This is a genomic window from Pantoea sp. FN0302 (genome assembly GCF_050113775.1).
In the GTDB taxonomy this organism is placed as follows: Bacteria; Pseudomonadota; Gammaproteobacteria; order Enterobacterales; family Enterobacteriaceae; genus Mixta; species Mixta alhagi.
In genome coordinates, this window is sequence record NZ_JBNJSM010000009.1 from 1 (window position 1) to 22,422 (window position 22,422).

Below are 22,422 nucleotides of genomic sequence, written 5' to 3' on the forward strand. Positions count from 1 at the left end.
TAGTGACGGGCCGGGTGTACAACGCGGCGAGCATGCCGCCGTGGCCGCTGCCGGGGGCGGCGACGCAGATGGGGTTCATGAGCCGGTCAAAGGACGGGACGCCGGACAACGCCAACGTGCTGCGCTTCGAGGACCGGACGGGCGAGGAGCAGGTGTGGATCCAGGCCGAGCGCAATATGGACGTGAACGTCAAGAACGATGCCAGCATGGTGGTTGAAAAGAATAATACCCGGTTTGTTGGTGAAAATGAGAAACAGCGCATTGTTCAGGATCAGGTAACAGGCGTTAAAGGTCACAGCGTTTCCTTAACGGGTAAAACGCGCACGGTTAATGCCGTCGAGCTTTTTACCATAGGTTCGGGAGAGGCGATTCGCCTGGAGTGTGGTAAAAGCGTTATTGAACTGACTTCAGACGGTAACGTAAATATTAAGGGCGTTAATTTTAATTTCACCGTGGAAAAAGGCGGCCAGATTAATACTACGGGCGGTGAATTACATCTTAATCCTGCAGGGGGCGCAGCCGCAACGATTGCACCAGAGAATGGTCATCAGGAAAAAATCAAATCAGATCTGGACAGTTTGTTTGTTATTAATGCCAGCCAGGAAAAATAGTATGACGATTTTCACGTTGCAGGAAGCCACTCTGGAAATCCCTGATATTTATAAAGACAGAACAATCAATCTTTTTGTTCTGAGTGAAAACAGTGCCAGCGATTTCAGCTTCGTGGTATCACGCGGAACAGCAAAATTTGATGATAAAGTTCAGTCTGTCGCTGCCCGCCTGATAAAAGAACTGGAGGTTACCGTTCAGAAGTTCAGTCTGGTTTCTTCTTCCATGACTGTGATTGATGGCATGCCTGCCGCTGAAATATTCTGTCATTTTGAAAGCAATAATGCGCGGGTGTGGCAGAAGCAGACCATCGTTCTGCTGGATGACAGGCCAGCAGGGAAAAAGATGGTCAGCTATATTGGCTCTTGCCCTGACAGTTTTAATGAATATTATCAAAAGCAATATGCTGAGATTTTGAAAAGCATTAAATTTCATCGTTATGGCAACAGCAACTTTATTAGTGAAGTTGTTCCGGCCAATGCGCAGGATGTTTTTTTCGTTATTGATACCGATCTTCGCCAGCTTAGCGTTTTTGAAGGCCTTCATGCACTTTATCAGCATGTCAATTTACAACGTGCATTAAACGGGCAGTATCTGTTTTATTCTTCTGCCGGACACCCGCTTCATATTGCGGCGATAGTGGGCAGCGATCCGGTTCGTTATGGGCTCTGGACGTCCTCGCCAGAAGATTTCCAGCCTCTCTCATCCCTGTTACCCGTTTGCCGTTCTGTCAGCGGGCCAGAGGCCCTGAATAGCGTTGATAAAATAAACAAATTTATTTCAGATAAATAAGAAGAGGATTCTGTGTCTGAATTTAATGCTGCGCGGGAACAGGATGAAATAGCCCATACAGCGTCTGAAGGATGGCTGATTGCCGGTGCGATTGGCGGTGCGTTAGTGGCTGCCGCGGCGATTGCGGTAACCGGTGGTGCGGCTCTGGTTGCCGTGTCGGCCGTTGCAGCCGGTGCCTGCACCGGAGGAGGCCTGGGCGAACTGCTGGGAAGCATGTCCTGGGCACCCCGCCATGTCACCGGTCAGCTGGCTTCCGGCTCATCTGATGTTTACATTAACAACCGCCCTGCTATCCGTGCCCATCTGTCTACAGGCGCATGCGATGAGCATAGCGGCAGTCCGCAGCGGGTTGCCGAAGGGTCAATAAAAGTCTTTATCAACAGTTATCCCGCAGCCCGTATCGGCGATCGCTTAACCTGCAGCGCTGAGATCTTTTCCGGATCGCCTGATGTTTTTATCGGTGGCGCTAAAGTACAGACGGATGAAATCAGTCCGGAAATACCGGACTGGATCAACTGGGCGATGTTGGGCATTGGCGGCGCTGCGCTGGCGGTGCTGGCTTCGCCTGCCATAGCAGTGCTGGGCACCCTTGGCGGCATGGGGGGCGGCTATGCCGGCAGTTATCTTGGCGGAGAACTGTTTGGCGAAGGCAGCGACGGACAAAAATGGATGATGCTGGCAGGCAGCCTGGTCGGTGGAGCAGCGGGCGGCAAAGGCGGGATGAAGTTCGATGCGTGGCGAAGCAATAAAATCGCTGCAATCCCACCTAAACCCACGATGAGTTTAGCTGACGCAGTAGGAAAAGATCGGGCAAGTCGATGGATTAATAGAGGAAGGGAGCTCGCAGATCAACACGATCCAGATTTATCAGCGTTATTAAGCGATGATCAAGTTGGTGCTTTGCATGGCTATACTACCGAAATTGGTTATAAGATGATTAACCCGGCCTTAAGAGGAACAAAGCCTCTTACTCCAGAGTTAGAGGCTTTTGCTAACCATGCTATTGAGGGGTTAAATAAAATACCTGCGTTTGAAGGTGAAACCTTTCGTGGAATTGATAGCCTGCCTTCCAAAATACTAAATGAGTATCAGACAGGCAATGTGGTTATTGATAAAGCATTTATGAGTACAGATGTTAAAGAACCTTTTAAAGGAAATGTAAAACTTAATATTGATGGGAAATCAGGGCGAAGTATTGATTTCTTGTCTGCATTTAAAACAACAGAAACTGAAGTGTTGTACCCTCCGGGAACGAAATTTGAAGTAATTAGCCGAATAGAAGATAATGGAGTAACTATAATTGATCTTAAGGAAATAGAATGATTGACTTACATGAAGAAGACAAAATAGTTAACCGATATGCAGATAGATATCATCATTATCTGCCAGTCAGTACGCGTGCGCAGCATAATGATAATGAAGGAATTATAAATATAAACCTTAATGCCTGGGATGAGAAAATTGCCAGTATTATTCCAGAAGACGAAGCGTGTGATAAAGCCGTAGGCGCGTTGGTAGGACTTGCTGTCGGTGATGCTGTAGGCACAACACTGGAGTTTCTTCCACGTGATAAGCAGAATATTACAGACATGGTAGGCGGTGGTCCCTTTCATCTTAACGCAGGTGAATGGACTGATGATACGTCTATGGCTTTATGTCTCGCTGAGACGTATCTTCAAAAAGGCACTATGGATACGTCCTTTTTCAGAGATAAATTAGTTCGCTGGTACCATTATGGCGAAAACAGCTCAAATGGCAGATGTTTTGACATAGGAAATACAACAAGGTATGCGCTTGAGCAATATCTTTTGCAAGGCCCTTCATGGTTTGGTAATACGGCTAAAAATACAGCGGGGAACGCCGCATTAATCAGGATGGCGCCCGTTCCTTTATTCAGACGTCATTCATTAAAAAAAATATACTTTGAATCTAAAACACAAAGCCGCGCTACACATGGTGCCGTTGAGTCCATCTTTTCCTGCCAGTTTTTAGGTTTAATATTAAATTATCTGATCAATGGTTGCTCAAAGGAAAAAGCTTTTTCGCCCCATGCCATTCCTCTTAGCGCAAGAGTTCTCATCATCAACGCAGGCGAGTACAAACAGAAAACACGCGATCAAATTCGTTCGAGCGGCTACGTTATCGACACGCTTGAAGCGGCGATGTGGGCGGTATGGAACACGGATAACTTCCGCGACGCGATTCTTCTGGCCGCTAACCTGGGCGATGACGCCGACAGCGTGGCCGCCACGGCAGGTCAGATTGCCGGCGCGCTGTATGGTTATTCAGGCATACCGCAGGAATGGCGCGACAGGCTGGTTCAGGAAAAAAGAATTGCTTCCATGGCGGAAGCACTGTTCAGGCAGGCACCTGAAGAAACGGCATAAAATCATGCCGTTTTTTTATCACCTTATGGCCTGTTCCCCTAATCTGCAGTGAATCTGGTCAATATCGCGATGCTAAATGTGCCCTTATTGCCTGATACAAAGGCACGTTGGCTTCTGCTTTTTAACTTAAGCTGAAGCCTCCGCCGTCTCGGCCAGTCGCGTCAGCAGCGTAGGCATAAACTCGCGCACCTGACGTCCCTGATCGATAAAATTATTGACCAGTTGGGTAAAGCGCGGCGCGTCCAGATGTTCCAGCGGCTGCTGGCTACAGAGCCGCAACGCAACTTCTGGATCCAGCGCCAGCCAGCAGCCGCGCATCGCATCCATCTCAAAATTCATTGCCAGCAGTGCGCGCCATAGCGCCGGGTCGTCAGTCATTTGCTGCGGCGGCATAATTTCACAGTGCAGCAGCAGATTCTCGCCCGGCGGTGCCTCAATAGTGACCAGTTCCTGCTGTTGCGCATCCAGCAAAACGCAAACGCCGTTATCCAGCGTCAGTTCGGTATTCAATGTGCGGCCATACTGTTCCAGCAGGCGCTGCAAATAGTGACTATCCATTATCCACTCCGTTAACTTTTAAGAACCCGACCGTTCTGCTGTGCGGCCTGCAACGGCTGCGCAAGCTGTTCAGTGCTGCGTTTAGCCAGCTCGCCTTCCAGCGTATAAGCAAGCGGGCTTTGCTGATCGCGACCGTAGCTGAAGCTGATTTTGCCAAGGTTGCGGCTTTTGGCGATAGAAACGTTGCTGCCGCCGCCCAGTAAAAACTGCGGCGTAGTGACGCCGTCGCTTTTGCTCTTGCTTTCGGTAAAGGCGATTGATTTGATGCGCATATTGCTGCGCGTTTTCAGACGCGTTTCCAGCTCGTCGCGGCTGATGCGTCCGGCCAGCCAGTCTGTATTAAGCTGCTCCTTGATGTCATCTTTCGGCTCCAGCGTCACTACCGCCTGGGTATCAGGAGAAAGCTGCATCTGTTTAATCAGCCCGCTTAAATGCGCATCCTGCTGCATCATGCCGTGGATGCGGTTGGCGTTGCTCAACTCATGATTCGACTCCGTCTCATGGTTCAGCATCTCGCCAAGCCAGTGCAGCAGCCCGTTGCTCTCTATTTTGGCGAGGTTGTTATAAGTGGACTGGGTCTCCGCCCCGCCCGGCAGCGGAACCTGTAGATTCAGCGCTTCCCGCTGCTGGCGCAGTTTTACCAGTTCGCGGATGGCGGCGTACTGAGCGTTACTGATGACCTTGCCCTGCGCTTCATGCTGACCAAAATGAGCCAGCAGCGCATCGAGTTTTTCATTCGGGGTTTTCGCCGTTTTACCACTGTTCGCGGCGGGATCCTTAAGCGATTCCATTAACTGCGCGGTGGCGCGATCGGTAAAGGCTTTGCTCAGACTTTCCGTTACCTTGTCAAGGTGCGTCCCGGCAAGGCGATGCGGCTGGGTCAGCTCCAGGCTTAATGCCTGTTTGGTACGATTATCAAAGCTGAAGCGCACGCCAGCGCCGGTGGTCGCCATAATCGGTTGCCGCCCCTGGGAGGTTTGGTTCACTACTCCGCTCGGCGACATAAAACGCGCTTCCGCCGCGCCCTGGTTAAAGAAACGTACACGGTTATCGCTGCTGGTATGTTTATTGGTGCTGGCGTTACCGTTATTGTTGCGATCGCGCGAGGCAGCCGCAATGTTAAGGTTAGCCGCTAAGCCGCCGCCAAAGCGTGCCGCGGTAACGTGCGCCTTCTCGTTTTTATTGGTTACCGGCAGCCCAACGCTGGCCTGCGCAACGGCGCTGGTATCCAGGCTGGCAGTCCAGGTAGAGCCGTTTTTCACTTTATGCTCGTTGCCTCTGTCCAGCAGCTCCAGCGGATCGAGCTGGTCGCTGGCCAGGCGGTTCAGGAAATCGCTCAGCTCGTTGTCGGCCAGGCTAAAGGTAATGCTGTTTTGCGCCTGACGCTGCAAATTCAGCGAGGCCGCCGCGCCCAGTCTCACGACCGGCAGGGCGGAATGCTCGCCGTTTTTGCCAAATTTCACATCATCGGGATTGACGTGACCAGTAAGCATATTACGGCCGATGGCGGTAAAGGGCGTAATGCCGCCTGCGCCGTTGCGGCCGACGGTAACCGTTAGCCCGTCTTCGCCGCGGGTAAAGGCAAGGTTGTAGCCGCGATCGGCATTGGCGCGCCCGCCGACAACGTTCAGAACCTGACCGCCCGGCAGCACGGCGCTGGAGGCGAAGGCGCCATAGTTGTTGTTAAAGGTCAGGCTTTCGCCGTTGTTTAACGACTTCAGCTCATTCGCCAGGTTCTCTACCAGCTGTGGCTGGCTGCCAGCGTTAAACACGGTGCGCGAGGTTAAATTCAGGCCGTGATGCTCTTTGGCAAACGCATTGGTCATCTTCTTGATGGCGTCATAGTTCGCTTCCACCTGATGCGTATTGGCGAAGCCCTGATCGGTCAGCTTCTTCACCGGATTGCCCCCCCAGCTTTGATCGCGCAGCTCGTGGATGCGCTTCTGAAGATCCGCGCGCGCGGTGCCCGGGTCGTCTCCCAGATGCAGGCTGCGCTGATAGATACTCAACGCGTTGTGCAGCCGCTGCTGGGTCATGGCATCCAGAAACAGACGTGACTTCACCAGCCCCAGCTCGTCATGGCTGTCACGCGCCGGCTTATCGGTATTGTGCTTTAAATGATCGAGCGTCAGGTTGTTGGCGCGCATGCCGTTAATCACCTGCAGGGCAGGGGCCGTATGGGCGGAGGGATTGTTATTGATCAGCTGATGCAGCGTGCGAACCATTTTAGGATCGCGGTTGCTCGCCGAATTAAAGTGGCCGTGATGGGTGTTTTTTAACTTTTTCGGATTGGTATTCAGCTGGTTTTTATCATCCAGCACGCCGTAGTGCTGCCCAACCATCCGGCTTTGCAGCATCAGGCTGTGGCCCAGCTCTTCGGCAAAGTCATTGATCTCCTGATGCAGCCTGGGATCGCTGTTTTTAATATTCAACCGGCTCAGGCGTTGCTCCAGCGACGGATTACGCTGCGTAATTGAGCTATGCTGAGCGGTGATCTCCATGGCGATATGATTTTGCGCCGCATAAAGCGGGCTCAGCCCTTCACGTCCCTGCAGGCGGTGTTTGAATTCATTCCCCAGGTTTTTCAACGGACGCGGCCAGCCGCCGCCGGAGGTGCGCAGCACAAACGCCTCCATGCGTTTTTTAAACGGGCTGTTTACCTTAGCGGTGTCGTAGCCGCTGTGGCCGAAGATATCGATCTCACGTTTATAGGTAACGTTGGTGCCGGGAATGCGTCCTGATTTTCCCGCGCTGTCCAGCCGGTCAAAGGTTGCGGCTGAGGTGTTGTTTTCATATGCGTTTAGCGCCTGCCGGGGCTCAATCCTCTCCCAGTTACCCGCCTCCAGCCGCGCGGATTTTCCCTCGCTGTCCGCGACCATCAGGCGACCCTGCCCGTCGGTATGCAGGCTGGCAAGCGTGCCGAGGCCCGGGGGCAGGTGGGTAACCGGCTGCCATCCGTCGCCATTGTTGCCCTGCCAGGCTTTGTCATCCAGCATAAACAGCGCGCCGCCGCTGGTCAGGCCAAAGAGTTTGTTATGTTCATTCACCGCCATATCTTTAAGCTGCGCCTGCTTTGCTGATTCGCCCGTTAATCCCTCAGTGGAGGGCAAGCCTGCTTTAGTGATGGTATGCGGTGGCTGCCGATCGCGGCGCAAACCAGAGGAGATCTGATGCAGGCGTATCTCGCCGCTCTCATCCAGCGCCAGCAGTCGACCATTACCCAGCGAGGAGATGGTCTGCGTTTTACTCTCTTTGCCGAGGCCGTGCAGCGCGAGATCCGCTTTAACGCTGTTTTTCACCTGGGTGAGCTGAAACAGATTGTTGTGGTGTGAGGTTTTGTTGCCCGCCTGGTTGACCTTCAGCGGTTTGACTTCGCCGCCCTCAACTTTTAACGGCAGTCCGTCATTGCCACGAATAAGGCGATCGGCTTTTTCGGAGGTCGCTTCCCAGCGTTGCGAAACCGTATCGTAAAAATGGACTTTGCCATTCATCAGCGCCAGTTTGCCGAGACGCCCGGCATCAACAACGGCATGCGGCAACGGCTCTTTGCGGCGCAGCCCTTTTTGGTAGTCCATTATCATGCTTTCGCTAAGGTTCCAGCCTGGCGTGATGCCCTGATCATCCAGCTCACAGCTGTGTTCATTATCCAGCCGGTCTTTTACCACCGCATGTAATTGCCCCTGACCGTTGCTGTGCAGCGCAGTGATCTGCGCACCTTCGCCGAACGCAGCGAGAATCGCCTGGTTGCGGCTATCGTCGGCAAAGTTAATTTCACGGGCCCCTTTGTCGGGACGGGCTGCGCTAAAGAGCCTGCCGTTGGGATCCACGGCGAGGATTTGGTTGTTATGCAGCGCGATGCTGTTGAGCTGGAAGTCGCCCGGCTGACCGTTAACGCTCTGCTTCATCTTTAGCGTCGGGCTTTGCCAGTCAGGCGCGTTGATGCCGTTCATCAGCTGCAGCTGTTGCTCATGCGTCTCTTTATCTTTCAGCACTACCGCCAGTTCGCCTTGTGCACCGGCGCTAAAAGCGGCGATCTTATCGCTAAACATCAGGCTTTTTTGCTGCTGGCTCAGGTTGTGCAGACGTTTGTCGCCCTGAATGGCATACAGCTGATTGTTGCCCTGGCGGCTGAGCTTATCGAAGGTTTTCTCATGATCTTTGTGGGTTGGTTCCCAGCGTTGATGGCCTGTATCAAAGCGGTACAGACGGTTTTCATGCAGCCGCAGATGCTCGCTCTGTGTGCCCTCTTCGCGCTGGTGGCTATAGATGCCGGTAAGCATGGAGTGTACCGCCGCGTCAGGCAGCGGGCGCTGTTGCTGTGTGTTGTTATGGTGCAGGGCGACACGCTGATTAGCGCTATCCAGCCGTGGCTGTTGCTCTGGCCTGACAGGCTTGCTGTGCGCTACGGCGGTAAAGGCCAGCGGCGAATCCTGTACGTTAAGCAGGCGTCCGCTATGATCGAGCAGAACATGATGATGTTCGCCGCTGCTCTGATGCCAGCGATAGCGCTGATCGGCTTTTCCCAGCGTCTGCTCCAGCAGCGGCTGCAGGGAGGTTGAGGCGTTAATGTTAAGGCGGCCTGCGTTAACCGTCAGGCGGGTTAATTGCGCGCCCGGCGCGGCTGGCGGAGAGGGCGGGTCTGCTGCTTCATCAGGCGGTTCAAGTTCAGCGGCGTTTTGCTCCAGACGCTTGCTCTGCGCCTGCTTCGTCGCCAGGCTGGTTGTTTCGGCAGCGCTTAGCGCGCTGGCATGGCGCTCCGACACCCTGTCGATAAGCTGCAACATATTGCTGCTCCAGTCGGCCAGCGAGGCGGACGTAATGCTGTTTTGTGGCGGTCTGTCAGCCGACGGCGGCGTAGCCGCAAGCGAATGGCGGCGGGCGGGCGCAGCGGGCCTGGGAGGCTCCGCTGACGTACCGTCAACCGAGTGACGTCGTGCAGGCGGCTTGTTCACCGGCCAGCTGTCTGTTGGCCGCGCCTCTTTTTCGCCGGTGGAGTGACGCCGCTGCAACGCCGGGCCGTTTTCCCCATTCTCACCAGCGCGGCGCGCTTCCGGCTGCGAATGCCGACGACGCAGAGAGCTGGCACCCGATTGCTGCTGTGCGGAAACGGGCGCATGGGCGCGGCCCTGTAGCAGGTTGCCGCTGCTGCGCTGGGTGGCGCGTGCCGCGCCCTGCGTCACAGCAGATTGCGCACGCGCGCCGACAGGACTGGCGGTGCGTACAACGGCTGCGGCACCGGCGATAACGGGAGGCAAAGCCATGCGTTTTTCCTCTTAATGTTTTCAGGGGTGAACCTGCACCTGGGTGTAATCGTAAGGGCCGTTGCGCAGTTCCGGCTGCCACCAGATGGTCAGGTGCTGCAGATCAGATTGCGGGCGACAGCGCATATCCTGACAGCCGGGCGGCGCTTTCGGCGCGCAGGCGCTAAGCAGCAGGCCGAGCAGGCCGGTAAAAAGCAGTTTGCGCAGAGTCATGATCATCATTCTCACTTTAGATCCTCAGGGTGTCAGACGGCTGCCGGTAGTAGCGGCGGAGAGCAACGAAACGCGCCCTGGCCGGGCAACGGCACCTGGTTCAAACGCCACGTAAACTTCAGCGGATTCGCCGGGACGCAGCTGTGAGCGCGGCCAGACCGCCACCGCCAGCGTGCGATCGCTGCGGCAGGTTGCTTCGTCAAAGCGCTGGGTGACGTTGCTGTTATTGGTGATCACGCCAACGGTGATCTGCACCGAACTGCTGCGATACCATTGGTGTCGGCGGTAATCATTGAACAGGCCGCCCGGCAGGCTGCACAGCGCGCTCAGCGTCTGGCCGCTGCCGCCGGTAGAAAAGCCGGTGGGCAGGCGGTTTTCAGCCAGATCGCGCAGCGCCGTTTCCACCAGGCTCTTCATATCGGTATATTTATGGCGGCGGTTAACGTCGCCCATGGCATCATTCAGCTGGCTGCGGTTTTCATCGGCGATATAGCGGGAAGGATCCACCTGATCGCCCACCAGATGTGGCGTGATAATAAACAGTCGTTCGCGCTGTGACGTTTCATGTTGGGTAGAGGTAAACAGCTTGCCGATCAACGGAATGCTGCCGAGGATCGGAATGCGGCGCTCGCGATCGCCGCTCTGTTTGGTATGGAAACCGCCCATCACCAGCGAACGCCGCTCCTGAACCAGCGCCTGAGTGCTGATCACGCCGTTGCTGGTGCCTTCTGCTTCGCCATTATCATCTTTATCCAGCCTGCCATCCTCTATATCCACAATCAGCTGTACCGATGATTTGGCGCTGCCGATGGCACGCGGCGTCACGCGCAGGCTGGTACCGGCGGTGACTGCCTGAATATCCGCCACCCGTTCGCCAATGGCGCGGATAAAGGCGGTATCGCTGAAATCGATCACTGCCGGCTGGTTTTCCAGCGTCATGATAGAAGGATTGGCGATAATCGAGGCGGTGCCTTCGCCTTCCAGCGCCTGAATATCGGCAAAGAAGCGACGGAAGTCGGTGACAAACAGCGTGCTGGGGCCGGAAAGCAGCGCTGAGCCGCCGCTGACGTTGCCGAACTGACCGGCCCAGCTGGTGGAAAGGCGCGCCAGTTCGTTGCGGTCGATATCCACAATCAGCGCATCGATCTCGATCAGCTTTTGCGGCACGTCGATGGTGGCGATCAGCGACTGATAGGCGCTGCGGTATTTCGGATCGTCACGCACCAGCAGAGCGTTGTTGCGCACGTCGGCGGAAACGCGTCCGGCCATGACGCTTGCCGGGCCGCCGCCGGAATCATGATCCTGATGCGTGTTGCGTCCCACCAGCTGGTTAAGGATGCTCTGAGACTCCATGCGCATCTGCTCCATGCCGTCATCGCCGCCCTGACCGCCGCTCATGCCTTTGGCGCTGTCACCGCTGCTTTGACCCAGCAGCTCGTTAAGCATGGTCGCTACGCCGGGCACCAGAAGCGTCTGGTCGCGATAACGGATATTACGATCGGCAACTGAGGCATATTTCAGCGGAAACGCCATCATCTCTTTGGGTTCTTTATCTTCTTTCGGCGTATCTGACTTTTTCGCGAAGTCGGCGATCAGATTGACATACTCTGGCGGGCCGGTGACCAGCACCACCCCTTCGTCGGGCAGTTCACCCCAGCCAAAGCGCGGCTCCAGCAGGCCGACGCCTTTCAGCGCCTGTTTGATATCGGGCGCGGCATCGGGCGAAATTTCCAGACGACGCGAGGTTTGTGCCGTCAGCGGACTGACGTAGAGCGTGTTGTTATAAACAAACCACTGAAAGCGATATTCCAGCGCCAGCCGGTTAAGAAACGCTTCCGGGCTGACGGCGCGCAGGCGGCCAGTGACGTTGCTGTCGGGTAAAGTGCCGAGATTAATATCCACGCCGAAGCTGTTGGTAAAATCTTCGAGGATAATGCTGAGCGGCGTGTTATCGGCCGAATAGGCGTAAGCGCCATTTTTCCAGGCTTCCGGGGTGCTGGCGTGCAGGGTGCCAGCGCACAGCAATAGCAGGGCGGCTGTCCAGCGCAGCAGCCTTTTCACAGCGGGCAGGGTGATCACACCTTACTCCTTTCTTCTGACAATCATCCAAACGGGAAAGCCTGTTAACGGCAGCCGCAGCTGCCGTCAGTTAACGCGCATCAGTTAATGGCATCGATAATCGCTTTGCGGATGCCGAACTTAAACTGGGTATATTGCGAGCTGGCCCAGCTGGCGTTAGACATATCCAGCAGCTGGTTTTGAAAGGCGTACATATCGCTAAGACTGAACGGCTGGCCAGAGAGCTCTTTGGCGAACTGATAGGTCTCGTTATGTGTACGGCTGGACTGGGTGGATAAGCGGCGTTGCAGCAAATCTCCGGAAGGCATGATTTGACTCCTCTGGTTTAAAGTTCTCCCTTGAGTGGTGCCTTTTGCCGTTGGGTTCCGTGCGGCTTGAAAAATTATCCGCCGCTCAGCGACTGGCAAAGCGCCTGCCAGCTGATCTGCAATTCCCCCTGTGCGGTCACCAGCCGCAGCGCGTCGATCTCCAGCCCTTCATCGGGCGTCAGCTGCCAGCGCAGCGCGGGGCGCGCGCTCAGCCAGGCGGCCAGCGGAGCCTGTCGGCAAGGAGCACAGTACAGCGTCGCCTGCGTCTCTGGCGGCAAACGATTCATCAGTTGAGTCAGCAGCGCCTGCAGCCGTTGCTCCGACGGCACTTCCGCCAGGCAGTGCGCCAGCGCCTGTGCCAGCAGCTGGCTGGCTAACGACACCACCTGCTGCTGCTGCGTTTCACGCTGCTCGTGCCAGTCGTCGAACAGCATTTGTGCCTGCTGCCAGAAATGCGCCTGCTGCTTTTCAAGTAACGCGTCGGACTCTGCCTGCGCCTGTTGCTGGATCTGCTGCGCCTGCTGATGGGCTTCGTCCAGCAGCCTTTGCGCTTCCTGCTCTGCCGCAACGCGTATTTGCTGCGCCTGCTGCTGTAGCGCCAGCGCTTCACGGTTAAGCAACGCCTGCTGCGGCTCCGGCGGCGTGAAACAGCTGAGCCGCCTAAGCTGCCACATGGTTATGCTCCCCGGACTGGCAGCGCCACAGCGCAGCTTCCCAGATCGGCTGTAGCCGTCGGGCAGGCAGGTCGGGCGGCGTGGCCGGACAGGCAAGCGCCGCCTCGCGAGGAAACGCCATGCGCAGGCGCGTCCAGCAGTCTGGATAAAGCGCCTGTAATAGCGCCAGCGCCATGGGGCGCGAAAGCAAGGCTTCCGGCAGCCAGCTTTCCGGGCGGATTCCCCGCGACAGCCGTCGACACCAGATTTTTTCTTCGCCGGTTAGTGCGGTCTCTGCGCCGCAAATCGCCTCAACTAACGCCAGCAGCCGGATTTTTTGTGGTTCGGAGAGCGCCAGCAGGCTAAGCAGCAGCAACTGCGGCGGCGCAACAGGCGAGGGCTGCACGCTCCACTGACCACCGATCGTCCCGGCACGCATGCGTGCCAGCGCCTGACGGCGGGCTTCCGGCAGCGCAAACCAGCTATCCTGACGCCAGCTTTCATGTGCCGTCTGCCAGTAGCCGCTGTGCCACCATGCCAGCCATTGCTGATTCATGACGATTTCCCTGGCGTGGCGACCGCCGTGCGTGCGCCTTTTTTACCAGAACGCAGCGCCATCACGCCCACAAGCAGCAGCAGCAGGATCCCCGCCACGCTCAGCACGCCTTTTACCAGCGAAAACTGGCCGGGAGAGAGGGTAAATGGCCCCATTTTCACGGTCTCAACCCGATCCTCATACACTTTGGCCGGCACAAAAACGATTGCCAGATCGCGATCGTCGCGTCCAACCAGACCGGGAATGCTGGTGGCGACCAGCCGACGGATGCGCGGTTCGATGCTGTCGGGATCGAGCGTTTCATGATATTTGATAAACACCGAGGCGGAGGCGGGCTGCACCGGCTCGCCGGGCGCAATGCGTTCCGGCAGAACCACATGGACGCGCGCCACCACCACCCCGTCGATCTGCGCCAGCGTGGATTCCACTTCCTGCGACAGCGCATAGATATAGCGCGCCCGCTCCTCCATTGGGCTGGAGATCACGCCGCTTTTCTGGAATACCTCGCCAAGATTCGTGCGTGCCTTGCGCGGCAGCCCGGCAGCTTCAAGGATATTGACCGAGCGCTCAATATTTTCCGGCGCCACCAGCACCGAGACGCCTGCCTTATCCACGCGTTTGCTGGCGGGAATATGGTAGCGGTTCAGTTCGGCAATAATATCGTTGGCATCGTTTTCAGCCAGATTGCTGTTCAGCACGGTATCGTCGCCGCAGCCGCTCAGCAGCAGCACAAGCGAGCCGACCAGCAGAGCTTTTACCAGAAAAGGTCGCATAGGGTTTACTGTAGGTTGGTTAATTTATCCAGGCTCTGCACGCCTTTGGAGATAATTTTGGCGTTCATCAGGCTCTGCACGTAATAGTCCGACAGCGCGGCGTTGGCGGCGCTAAAGTCCAGCGAGCTGGTAGAGCGCGAAGCCACTTCCAGATCGCGAAATGCGCTCTGCTGCGCCTGTTGGTTGCGGCTGATAGCACCGGTCAGGCTGCTGATAATATCGGGCGCGCCGCCCGCCGGCGTGGAGGATTCAGGCGCATTCAGCGCCGCGCTGAACCACTGCGCATCCGACTTATTCACCTCCGAGGAGGCATCGTCCGCTTCTAACGTCACGGAGGTGGTCAGCGAAGGGGAGGTATTATTGACTTTCATCGGTTCGGCTCTTCGGCTAAAGGAAAGAGAGGGAGGAGCGTGGCGTTCTCCTCCCCGCCCGCGCGGCTTAGTAGGAGATCTTCACCTGGGCTGCGGCTGAACCAGCCTGGGCTGCGCTGTCGGCGATACCGTTGATGCGCTGGTTTTCTGCATCCAGCTTGGCCTTTGCCACCTGGTTCTGCTGCATCTCTCTCTGTACGCCCTGCATTTCCATCATAAAATCAGCACCGCCCAGCGCGCCTGAAATTTGGCTCAATGAACTGGCGCCGCCGGTGATCATGTTAGAGATACCTGATGTCATACCCATGGTTGTTTCCTCGTTAAGGTTTAAGGTGTACTGCGATGGTTTCGATCATTGAGTGGCGAGCGCACCGGGCGGGTTCCATAAAGAGGCAGAATTTTTTTCCACAGAAACAAACACCGCCGTCGGCTGACGGCGGGCAGGGATCAGGCGCTGAGCTTTAGCTGTTTCAGACGGTGATAAAGGGTGCGGCGTGGAATGCCCAGCTCATGCACCACCTCATCAATGCGGTTGCCGTGACGATGCAGACATTCATCAATCAGGCTGCGCTCAATACGTCGCAACCGCTCCTTCAGCATAATGGGCTCCGCCTGCGGGATCGCCTGCTGACACAACACCGGCAGACCCAGCACAAAGCGTTCCGCCGCCGCTTTTAATTCGCGAATATTACCCGGCCAGCTGTGCAGCAGCAGCGCTTCGTCCAGGCCGGGCTGGCGCGGCGGCAGCGGTTGATTTAGCCGCTGGGCGGCATCCTGCGTGAACTGACGAAACAGCGGGATAATGAGTTCAGGACGCGAACGCACGGTGGGCGTGACCAGCGTAATGGTATTCAGACGAAAATAGAGATCGCGGCGAAAGCGCCCTTCTGCCACCAACTGCTCCAGCGGCGTTTGGGCGGCGGCAATCACGCGCAGCGTAAGCGGAATGCAGCGGGTACTGCCCAGGCGCTCAATTGCGCGCGACTCAAGCATACGCAACAGCTTGGCCTGCACGATAAGCGGCATACTGTCGATCTCATCCAAAAACAGAATGCCGTTATTAGCGGCCTCGATATAGCCCGGACGCGAATGGCTGGCGCCGGTATACGCGCCGGAGACAACGCCAAACAGCTCGCTTTCCGCCAGAGTTTCCGGGATCGCGCCGCAGTTTACCGGCACCAGCGGGCCGCGACAGCCGGAGCTTTCATAAATTCGCCGCGCCAGCGTATCTTTGCCGGTGCCGGTTTCGCCTTCCAGCAGCACATCGACATTAAGCGGCGCAATGGTATCCACCAGCTTGTGCAGATGCGCATGAATATCTGTCGACGGAAAGCTACAGGTCGTCAACGTTGCAGGGTGCAGAGGGGAGATCTCAGCATGGCTGGTGCGCCGACTCTCATGCGCGGGGCAGCGCGTGCTGGTAGTAATCGCTTTAACCATAATGTCTCCAGTGACTCGACATAAAATTTTGCTGCGTGTAGGGGGATGTCGACGGTCTTACGTAATCGTGAAGTTTTTTTTATGGCATTTCGTTCATAAAAAATTACAAAAGCATTCGGTTTCCTTACTTTCTGCCATAACGTTCTGCCGCAGCTATCAGTCTGTGCTGATAAGTTGGTAGGGATTTACAACAGCGTTGTAAGGATTTCCTTACCGCGTGCCGCCAATCCCTTTCGCCGTGCCGCTTGTGGCGATGCCTTTGCTATCAGGGGTATCAGATGAATTTTTTATGTCTGTGGACTACGCCACATCTCTCGTTGCACTTGATGGAACTCCTTTCTCTGCCCTGCCACTTACAAAGTGAGCCAGAGCCTGCCATACCGTTACAAATGTCAGTACGGCGTAAGCGCAGGGCGGCCTGGGATGCTCGATTCATTCATAAACGTAACGTTTAACCGGAGGATGTATGGGATTTAAATTAGGTGGCTTAGGTGGTGGTGGCGCAGGCAGAACAACCATGCCGCCGCCAGATGTAACCGGCGCAGGACGTCAGGACATCGGACCAAACGGGCCACGAATGAATACCAATGCCAACAGCACCAACGGCACGACTAACGGTACCAACAGCCCTAACGGTACGAATACCAACGGCCAGGGCATTGATGGCAAGAATGGCAAAGGCGGCAAGCTCGGCGGCAATATGCTTGATTTCGGCCTGAACGCCGGTTCGGGCGCGCTGAGCCTGCTGGGTCCTGGCGCGCTGGGCGGCGCGGGCGCAACGGGTGGTACAGGGGCGGCTGGCGGACAAAACCTGACGGCTCAACCGTCGGGCGGCCAGAACGGCGGCCTGCTTTCTTCTGCCGGTAAAGGCGGCGGCATTGCGCAGATGCTACAGCAGCTGCTGATGCTGCTTGGCTTGCAGCAGATGCTGAAAGGCGGCGACAGCGGGCAAAACCCATTGCAGCAGGCGGGCACGCAGTCCGGCGGTAGCCCGGCGGCACAGGGTAATCAGGGCGGCGTTAACGGCATGATCCAGCAGCTACAGCAGATGATGCAGCAGATGATGCAGATGATGCAGCAGTTGATGGGCATGCAGCAGGGCGGCGGTAACAGCGCTGGCGCGCAGTCTGGCGGTCAGTCTGCTGGCGGCCAGACCAACGCGCAGTCCGGTGGCGGCAATATGCTGAGTAACCTGCTGAACTCGGCGCTGCAAATGACCGGACTGAACGCAATTATGTCACTGTTGGGCGGTGGATCTAACAACGGGGTGAAATAATGGCCTTGAACGTTAACGGAGGGGGAGCAGTCCCCCTTTTACCGGAACTTCCCGGCCCGCAGCCTGGCGGCGCGGAAAACGCAGGCGCACAGCCCGGCACGCTGAAAAGCACCGGCGGCGTGCTGAACTACGGCGGGGCGGCGGCTAATTCACCGCTGCTGGGTGAAGCGTCCGGCGACGCGTTACAGGCGGGCAGCGGTCAGCAAAGCGGCGGGATGCTGCAAGGGTTGATGATGTTTATCGGCCTGCAGGCGCTGTTGCAAACGCTGTTCTCGTCGGCGGGAAGCCAGCAGGCAGAGCAAACTGCTCAGAGCGGCGCGACTGGCGACGAGCTGCAGGCATCCTCACCGCTATTGACGCAGGGCGGTGCAGGCGCAGGACAGGTGCGCGCCAGCGAGCATGACATCAGCGTCAGGCCAACGGAGGAAAACCTGACTGGCCGTCCGCCGGGTGATAACCGCAGCGCAGAGCAGATTCTGGATGAGAACCCGGTGCTGAAAAATTTGGGTAATCAGAAAGACATCAAACGCGATCAGCTGAAGGAGCGTTTCGGCGACTGGACCGCTGATAACCCGGATCCCAAAAGCCGGGCGGATGCGGCTTATAACATGGCCTGCGTGTTGAATAGCGTCAAAGGGCTGAAAGATCGTGAAGGCGGCGATCGCGGCGATGTGCATACCAACGGCAAAATCGAAGGGATCACTAAAGATGGCGATGCCCGTCACGGAACCGAGGCAGGTGTGCTGAAGGATATTGCGGAAAAAGGACTGAGCGCGCTGCCAGCCGATGGCAATCTGCCGCAGACCAAGGATACACACGTGCGTAAGGATGGCACCAATAAAGATAACTTCCAGTGGGGAATGGGCGAGATTGGACGCGTGCTGTCCAATATCCCGATTCTGAAATCAGTGCTGGCACCGGTATTTAACAATATCGGCGAGGCGCGAACCCTGGGCGAGGTCTTTACTGGCGGGCTGAAAGGGCTGGCGGAAGGGGCGATGAGCGCGGCGCGTGGTCCGGTGGGTTGGGCAGTGACCGCTGCGACTGATACCATTTCTATCGTGTTAGAAAATGTTAATAAGAATAAAAAAGATCCACCGCCTTTTTCCTGAGCAATGGACCTCAGTTTTAAGTCCCTGCACCCGATGTGCAGGGACTTTTTTTATCAGGCTGGCAGCTGGCCCTGGCCGCTGCTGATAATCGAGGAGAAGTTCATGACCTTATCGACGTAGGTGGCGTCGCCGGTGCCGGTTTTCGAGATATCGCTTAAATTATCCACGTTAACGTTAAGCGGACCGGAATTATATGCCCGCAGCGCCGCGCCCATATTGCCGTCAAAGGCGTTGAGCTGCTCTTTCATATAGAGCGCGCCCGCCATGATGTTATCCGTTGGGTTATTGGCGTTAGCGTTCGGCCCTAACAGGTCGGGATTTTTGCGCTGCAGGTCGGCAAAGGTATTGCTGTTGACCTGCATCAGGCCGCTGTCCTGTAACCCGTTGCCGCCGTTAACGGTGCTGGCGCCCAGGCTGCCACGTGACTCCTGCCAGATTTGCGCCGCCAGTACCTCGCCCGGCACGCCGGTTTTCGCTGCGGCATTCTGTATCGCGCCTTCATACGGCTTCAGCGCATCGGGCAGATGCAGCCCGCTGGCGCCTGATTGTGTCACGCTCTGGCCAGTGCCATTGGTAGCTGCCGTACCGGCAGGCGAGCCGTTCTGCCCACCTGCGCTGGCTATATTGCCGCCTGGCGCTGGGGCGTTTTGTCCGGCGCTGCTACCGTCGATAGGCTGTGCTGGATTGCCGCCCGTAGCCAGGTTTTGCGGCATGCCGCCACCGGCACCACCGGAGGTGGGTTGCCCACTCTGCTGCTGGTTTTGCTGGCCGGTGAGCTGCTGTAACAGCGGCATCAGCGAGTTAAGCAGCGCGCTAATCAGCTGAGTCAGCGTCTGAGCAATTTCATTATTTAGCGCCTCTTGCGTGGCGCCGCCATTCTGGCCAAACAGCGCATTAAGGTCGGTGCCGCTATTGCCGCTTTGACCAAAATCGATTGCGGTCATGCCGCCGGAAGGCGAAAAAGCGCCATTGTTCATTAACGGCAGTTTATCTGACAGGCCGTTCAGATCAGGCGGCGTGAGGGTTTGAGTTGGGCTTAGCGCTCCAGGTAGTGTGATCATCAGTTCATCCTTATCGCTTAGGGGGTCAGTCTGTTAAGTGGCGCGATAAGGCGGTTGGTTCCTGTCAGGATGCAAGTTCATACGTAAGTCGAGCTTCACTCTGTGCGGCATCCCACAAAACAGTAATTCCCCGGCGCGGTTGCGGTTGCAGCGGCTGACTTCGCGGCATCATAGCCTTGTGTTGTAAACCGGGGAAATCATGATGCGTAAAGATAAGCTACTGAACTTCTTAATTAATCAGACCGATTTTTTTGATCCGCAGCAGGTCAGTGAAGTGTTTACCGCCGCCTGGCTGGCACAGCGCTTTGCCATGCAGCGTAATACTGCCAGCCACTATCTTAACCAGCTGGTGGCGCAGGGCGAGCTGATAAAAATTAACGGTCGTCCGGTTTGCTTTCTGCATAAAGCCAGCTTTGAGCAACAGTTCTTTCCACTGTCGCGCAACGAATATGCCAGCGTCGCCGAGCTGCTGGCGGAAGAGGGCGAGCCTGCACCGCAGGCTGATCATTTTGCCCTGCTGATTGGTCATGACGGCAGCCTGAAAAAGCCCATCGAACAGTTAAAAACCGCGCTGTTTTATCCCGATGGCGGTCTGCCGCTGCTAATTACCGGCGACAGCGGCACCGGAAAAAGCTATATGGCACAGCTGCTGCATGAGTATGCCATTGGCCAGCAGGTTATCGTGCCCGATGCGCCCTTTATCAACTTCAACTGCGCCCAGTATGCCAGCAATCCGGAGCTGCTGACCGCTAACCTGTTCGGCTATGTAAAGGGCGCATTTACCGGCGCGGTTAATGACAGGGCGGGCGCGTTTGAGGCGGCGCACGGCGGCATTCTGTTTCTTGATGAGGTTCACCGGCTGCATCCGGAAGGGCAGGAAAAGCTGTTTACCTGGCTCGATCGCGGGGAGATCTACCGGCTGGGTGAAACCGCGCAGGGACAGCGGGTGCAGACGCGGCTGATCTTCGCCACCACCGAGGAGGTGCACAGCACTTTCCTAACCACCTTTATTCGCCGTATACCCATTCAGGTGACACTGCCCGATCTGGCAAGCCGCAGCCCGCAGGAGAAGCAGGCGCTGATGATGCAGTTTTTCTGGCGCGAGGCGCAGAAAGTCGGTGGGCGGTTACGGCTGAGCCCCCGGCTGATTACCGCACTGGGAAATCATATCTGGCGCGGCAACGTAGGGGAGATGAAAAACGCGGTGAAATATAGCGTTGCATCCGCCTGGGCGCGGCAGAGGAACCGCGAGACGATCGAGATCACCCTGCACGATCTGCCGGAAACGGTGATGGCGCAATTGCCAGCCATTGAAGAGACGCAGGCGGAGCCGCTGGTGATCGATCGGACAGTTGCGCTGCCCTGGCTGCTGCGTCAACAGGATAGCGCGCGGCTGCTGATTCAGGATGCGCAGCTCGGCGTGCTGTCGCTGTTTGAAAGCTGGCGCAGCGGAAAGCTGACGTGGGAAGAAATGGAAAAACGCATGGGCAATGAAATTGAAAGCCTGTTCGACCAGCTTATTTTTACCCATCGCGATCAGCAGGAATCTTCCATGCTGCTGCTGACCAGCAGCCAGGTGCGTGAAGCGTTTTATCAGCTGGAAAAGCGCTTCAGCCTGCAGTTTAACGGCAACTGCATCTATGCGCTGAGCCACTATCTGCTGCATCGCGCCAGCGAAACGCCTGCCCGCCTTAACGCGGAACTGATCCGGCAGCTCTCTCACAGCCTGGAACAGCGCTATCCGCTGCTCTGTGGTTTCTGTCACGAGGTGCTGGCAGCGGTAACCCATAAGCTTGATCTACATCCACAGCGTATTGATGTGCTGCTGCTGATCCTCTGGTTACAGAAAACCGGCGTGCTGAGCCAAAAACAGGTCACGCGGGCGGTAATTCTGGCACACGGCTACGCCACCGCCAGCAGCATCGCCAACGTGGCGAACCGTCTGCTGAAAAGCAACCTGTTTGAATCTTTTGATATGCCGCTGGACGTGACGCCGGAAGCGATCGCCAGCGAAGTGATGCACTATATCGAGCGCAACGCGCTGGCGTCCGGGCTGATAATTTTGGTGGATATGGGCTCGCTGAACGCTATTTATCAACACTTTCATCGCCATATCACCACGCCAGTGGCGATTATCAATAACGTCTCGACGCGTATGGCGCTTTACGTGGGCGAGCGCATTCTGCGCGGCGATCTGCCTGAAGCAATTGTTAGCGACGTGGCGGAGGACCTGCCGGTTGAGCATCAGCTTATCTGGCCGGTACGGAATAAACCACGGGCGATCGTTACCACCTGCGCGACCGGCCTGGGCGCGGCCAATAACCTGAGCGCGCTGCTGAAGGCCAGCATCCCGGAGACGCTGGCAATTGAGATGGTCGCCTGCGATTACAGCAGTCTCACCGATCGGGCGCAGCGTGAACCGCTGCTGGCGCGCTACGAGGTGTTGGCGGTGGTCGGCACGATCGATCCGCATCTGCCGGTGCCGTGGATTTCACTGGAGTCACTGATCTCCGGCACAGGCAGCGCCACGCTGAGGGCGCTGTTCGGGTCGCTAACCAGCGCTGAACAGGTAGAAGAGATCAATAACCAGCTGGTGAAGAACTTCTCGCTGCGACGGGTGATTGAGTCGGTGACCATTCTTGATACCAGTAAAGTGATCAATCAGGTGGAGCAGTTTTTGCTGCGCTATGAGCATCTTGCCGGACTGACGCTAACCAACGATCGTAAGGTGGCGCTTTATATACATATCAGCTGCTTGATCGAACGGCTGATCCGTCAGGCGGCGATCCAACGCTACAGCGGAACGCAGCGTCCGTCTCAGCAGCTTAACGCGCTGCGCGAGGCGTTTAGTGTCATTGAGGCCAGCTATAGTGTCAAAATTCCCGACGCCGAGCTGCATTACATCCACGATATTCTGCACCGCGAAACTGAATTTATCCCGTCCGATCAAGCGTTTTAGTCTCTCTTCTCTGT

19 protein-coding genes are annotated in these 22,422 nt (G+C 56.6%); 7 read left to right on the plus strand and 12 right to left on the minus strand.

The annotated features are described in order from the left end of the window. From ACQE32_RS19035 to tri1, 4 genes are all read left to right on the plus strand, one after another. Nucleotides 1–611: bacteriophage T4 gp5 trimerisation domain-containing protein (locus ACQE32_RS19035; protein ID WP_427022256.1), on the plus strand; the 611-nt coding region annotated here is incomplete at its 5' end. Further along, nucleotides 592–1,401 carry a DcrB-related protein gene (locus ACQE32_RS19040; RefSeq protein WP_427022287.1) on the plus strand — a complete coding sequence of 270 codons (810 nt, stop codon included), beginning with the start codon at nt 592–594 and terminating at the stop codon, nt 1,399–1,401. The genes ACQE32_RS19035 and ACQE32_RS19040, both read left to right, overlap by 20 nt. Before the next feature lie 12 nt (nt 1,402–1,413). Next, nucleotides 1,414–2,724 carry a PAAR domain-containing protein gene (locus tag ACQE32_RS19045; RefSeq protein ID WP_427022257.1) on the plus strand — a complete coding sequence of 437 codons (1,311 nt, stop codon included), beginning with the start codon at nt 1,414–1,416 and terminating at the stop codon, nt 2,722–2,724. After that, entirely contained in the window at nt 2,721–3,788 is a 1,068-nt protein-coding gene (tri1, locus tag ACQE32_RS19050) for an ADP-ribosylarginine hydrolase Tri1 (RefSeq protein WP_427022258.1), read from the plus strand. The genes ACQE32_RS19045 and tri1 overlap by 4 nt, the downstream gene beginning before the upstream one ends. A gap of 126 nt (nt 3,789–3,914) precedes the next feature. Here tri1 and ACQE32_RS19055 read toward each other — a convergent pair whose 3' ends face one another. From ACQE32_RS19055 to ACQE32_RS19105, 11 genes are all read right to left on the minus strand, one after another. Continuing rightward, nucleotides 3,915–4,346: a type III secretion system chaperone gene (locus ACQE32_RS19055; protein ID WP_426975189.1), complete on the minus strand. Its 432-nt coding sequence runs from the start codon at nt 4,344–4,346 to the stop codon at nt 3,915–3,917. 11 nt (nt 4,347–4,357) lie between these two features. Further along, entirely contained in the window at nt 4,358–9,607 is a 5,250-nt protein-coding gene (locus tag ACQE32_RS19060) for an AvrE-family type 3 secretion system effector (RefSeq protein WP_427022259.1), read from the minus strand. Nucleotides 9,608–9,628: 21 nt separating this feature from the next. Then, nucleotides 9,629–9,829, minus strand: a complete 201-nt coding sequence (gene hrpT / locus ACQE32_RS19065) for an HrpT family type III secretion system protein (protein ID WP_426975187.1) — start codon at nt 9,827–9,829, stop codon at nt 9,629–9,631. Nucleotides 9,830–9,844: 15 nt separating this feature from the next. Continuing rightward, nucleotides 9,845–11,899, minus strand: coding sequence for a type III secretion system outer membrane ring subunit SctC (gene sctC / locus ACQE32_RS19070; protein ID WP_426982303.1), 2,055 nt, complete (start codon nt 11,897–11,899; stop codon nt 9,845–9,847). A gap of 80 nt (nt 11,900–11,979) precedes the next feature. Continuing rightward, nucleotides 11,980–12,207: a type III secretion protein HrpF gene (locus ACQE32_RS19075; protein ID WP_250651696.1), complete on the minus strand. Its 228-nt coding sequence runs from the start codon at nt 12,205–12,207 to the stop codon at nt 11,980–11,982. Between the two features lie 74 nt (nt 12,208–12,281). Next, nucleotides 12,282–12,881 carry a type III secretion system stator protein SctL gene (sctL, locus tag ACQE32_RS19080; RefSeq protein ID WP_426975186.1) on the minus strand — a complete coding sequence of 200 codons (600 nt, stop codon included), beginning with the start codon at nt 12,879–12,881 and terminating at the stop codon, nt 12,282–12,284. Further along, on the minus strand, nt 12,868–13,416 hold the full coding sequence (locus ACQE32_RS19085) for a hypothetical protein (protein ID WP_427022260.1): 549 nt from the start codon (nt 13,414–13,416) through the stop codon (nt 12,868–12,870). The genes sctL and ACQE32_RS19085 overlap by 14 nt, the downstream gene beginning before the upstream one ends. Beyond that, the gene (gene sctJ, locus ACQE32_RS19090) at nt 13,413–14,189 is read right to left on the minus strand and encodes a type III secretion system inner membrane ring lipoprotein SctJ (RefSeq protein WP_426975184.1); all 777 of its coding nucleotides are present in this window, start codon (nt 14,187–14,189) and stop codon (nt 13,413–13,415) included. Before sctJ ends, ACQE32_RS19085 begins: the two co-directional genes overlap by 4 nt. A 5-nt stretch (nt 14,190–14,194) precedes the next feature. After that, nucleotides 14,195–14,560 carry an EscI/YscI/HrpB family type III secretion system inner rod protein gene (locus ACQE32_RS19095; RefSeq protein ID WP_426975183.1) on the minus strand — a complete coding sequence of 122 codons (366 nt, stop codon included), beginning with the start codon at nt 14,558–14,560 and terminating at the stop codon, nt 14,195–14,197. A gap of 67 nt (nt 14,561–14,627) precedes the next feature. Then, a complete protein-coding gene (locus tag ACQE32_RS19100) occupies nt 14,628–14,867 on the minus strand; it encodes a hypothetical protein (RefSeq protein ID WP_426975182.1) in 240 nt (79 codons plus the stop codon). 140 nt (nt 14,868–15,007) lie between these two features. Further along, a complete protein-coding gene (locus ACQE32_RS19105) occupies nt 15,008–16,000 on the minus strand; it encodes a sigma 54-interacting transcriptional regulator (protein ID WP_426975181.1) in 993 nt (330 codons plus the stop codon). A gap of 466 nt (nt 16,001–16,466) precedes the next feature. Between ACQE32_RS19105 and ACQE32_RS19110 the strand changes: the two genes are divergently transcribed. Both ACQE32_RS19110 and ACQE32_RS19115 read left to right on the plus strand, forming a co-directional pair. Next, nucleotides 16,467–17,276, plus strand: coding sequence for a hypothetical protein (locus ACQE32_RS19110; RefSeq protein WP_426975180.1), 810 nt, complete (start codon nt 16,467–16,469; stop codon nt 17,274–17,276). Beyond that, nucleotides 17,276–18,388: a hypothetical protein gene (locus ACQE32_RS19115; RefSeq protein WP_426975179.1), complete on the plus strand. Its 1,113-nt coding sequence runs from the start codon at nt 17,276–17,278 to the stop codon at nt 18,386–18,388. Before ACQE32_RS19110 ends, ACQE32_RS19115 begins: the two co-directional genes overlap by 1 nt. A gap of 53 nt (nt 18,389–18,441) precedes the next feature. Here the strand turns inward: ACQE32_RS19115 and ACQE32_RS19120 are convergent, their stop codons facing one another. Further along, nucleotides 18,442–19,449, minus strand: a complete 1,008-nt coding sequence (locus ACQE32_RS19120; protein WP_427022261.1) for a lytic transglycosylase domain-containing protein — start codon at nt 19,447–19,449, stop codon at nt 18,442–18,444. Between the two features lie 202 nt (nt 19,450–19,651). Here ACQE32_RS19120 and ACQE32_RS19125 point away from each other — a divergent pair, with 202 nt between their 5' ends. Further along, nucleotides 19,652–22,408: a sigma 54-interacting transcriptional regulator gene (locus ACQE32_RS19125; RefSeq protein ID WP_427022288.1), complete on the plus strand. Its 2,757-nt coding sequence runs from the start codon at nt 19,652–19,654 to the stop codon at nt 22,406–22,408. Nucleotides 22,409–22,422: the final 14 nt, after the last annotated feature.